The following is a 1,955-nucleotide window of genomic DNA, read 5'->3' on the forward strand; positions in this document are numbered from 1 at the left end:
CTGTTTAGATAATGCAGTGGCTGAAAACTTCTTCGCTTTACTCAAAACAGAGATGTATCACGGTCAAAGCTTCACTGATGCTGATGAACTGATTGCAAATATCGAAGAATATATAGAGTATTACAATACAAAACGGATTAAGGTGAAATTTAAAGGCCTGACTCCGATAGAATATCGAAATCAGGCCTTGCAAGCCGCTTAACAGAAATGTCCAACTTTATGGGGTCACTTCAGAGCATGGGAACGAGGATTCTCTTAACTGATTGACATTAAGCAAGCGCTTCCCTTTTTTGTTACTTAATACATCTTAAGAATTGCGTAGCGCGGCAATACGTTTATCCAATGGAGGATGACTCATCAACAGTTCAGTCATAGTACGTTTACCGTTAATACCAAACGCCATCATCGAACCCTCAAGTTGAGGTTCGTAGCTCATTTTTAGACGTTCTAGAGCAGCAATCATCTTATGCTTACCCACCAGCTCCGCTGCGCCTGCGTCCGCATGAAACTCACGGTGGCGGCTATACCACATGGTAATAAAGCTTGCTAGGAAGCCTAACACCAGTTCAAGGAACATAGATACACCAAAGTACACCAGCATATTGCTGCCTTGCCCTTCTTCATCACTGTTACGTGACGCAATGATGTTAGCAATGAAACGAGACAGGAAGATGACGAAGGTATTGACGACACCCTGCATCAGAGTCATGGTCACCATATCACCGTTAGCAATATGACTCACTTCGTGCGCAAGTACCGCTTCGGCCTCATCACGAGTCATGTTGTGCATAAGTCCTGTAGACACGGCCACTAATGAATCATCACGCTTTGCACCGGTGGCGAAAGCATTCATATCTGGCGAATCATAAATTGCTACGGTAGGCATACCAATACCAGCTTGTTGCGACTGACGCTTCACCGTTTCCAGCAACCAATGCTCCATTTCGTTACGTGGGCTTTCAATCACAGCACCACCGACAGAACTTAGAGCCATCCTCTTAGACATCAAGAGTGAAATAAATGAACCGCCGAAACCAAACACGGCTGCCATTACCAACAGCCCCGATAAACTACCCGGTTGCATTCCTGTAGTGGCATAAACAATATTCAAAACAACACTCAGAACCATTACAACTGCTAGGTTCGTTGCCAAGAATAACAAAATTCGCTTCATTAATTATCTCCGTTGAGGAAAGCTATTCATAAACCCAAAGCTCTATACAGTAGTTCAAAGCTTTAAGTATTTTTTAATACTCTTAATACATAGTGTCTGCGATTTAAAAAACAAGGTTAAGTGCTAAATTGAAACATTTAATGTCAATTATGTGTCCCGGATGTAAACAGATCCGATTCCTAGCAAGTTAGACTTTTGTCGTATTGAGACAAAAGTCGAAAAAGACTAAATTTTGAGCAGTGAGAAACATCAAAACGAAGGATATCATCATGGCTGAAGCTCAAAGCTACAAAATGGCAATCGACTTACTACGCTGCCACTTAGGTCTAACTGAAGAAGAAGCGAAGTTACAACTGGGGATTGGTCAAGAGCAATCAATCCAACAACATATCGCGGAAACCCAACAGGCATTTGCAATGCTTGGCTTGGGTCAAGAGATGTAATCAAACAGAATTCGTCTCTCTGATGAGATCAAATAAGGGCTGCAGTGCAGCCCTTATTATTTTCATTCTACTGAATTAATGGCGAGGTTATACCATATATGGACCCTCTCTTATTGCAAGAGACAATCATGATAATTTCTGATACTCAATTGCTCCCATATATTCGGCTTTGGGTATCAGATTACCCGCCTTGATGAATATCCGAACCTAGCTTTCATATCATTCGTCGCGGCTTCAATGAGCCCTTGGTATAACCTGATTGGAACTAGGTGGTTATGAGCCTTCAATCATCATATTGTTTCTTTGGCAATTTGTTGAAAAGGTACCTCTGGTTATTC

Annotated in this window: 3 protein-coding genes; 2 read left to right on the plus strand and 1 reads right to left on the minus strand. The window is 41.9% G+C overall.

Features of this window, described 5'->3' with window-relative positions; genetic code table 11:
- Nucleotides 1-202 (plus strand): IS3 family transposase (locus tag ACK5MF_RS17125; RefSeq protein ID WP_416918509.1); only part of this gene is annotated, 202 nt, incomplete at its 5' end.
- 105 nt (nucleotides 203-307) lie between these two features.
- On the opposite strand, the gene htpX is transcribed toward ACK5MF_RS17125, so the two are convergent.
- Complete coding sequence (gene htpX / locus ACK5MF_RS17130; protein ID WP_416923764.1) at nucleotides 308-1,174, minus strand: protease HtpX; 867 nt, start codon at nucleotides 1,172-1,174, stop codon at nucleotides 308-310.
- Nucleotides 1,175-1,443: 269 nt separating this feature from the next.
- On the opposite strand from htpX, the gene ACK5MF_RS17135 reads away from it, so the two are divergent.
- Entirely contained in the window at nucleotides 1,444-1,617 is a 174-nt protein-coding gene (locus ACK5MF_RS17135) for a hypothetical protein (RefSeq protein ID WP_416923765.1), read from the plus strand.
- The last annotated feature ends 338 nt before the right edge of the window (nucleotides 1,618-1,955 follow it).

The sequence above is a fragment of the Vibrio sp. genome (genome assembly GCF_047973365.1).
Classification (GTDB): domain Bacteria; phylum Pseudomonadota; class Gammaproteobacteria; order Enterobacterales; family Vibrionaceae; genus Vibrio.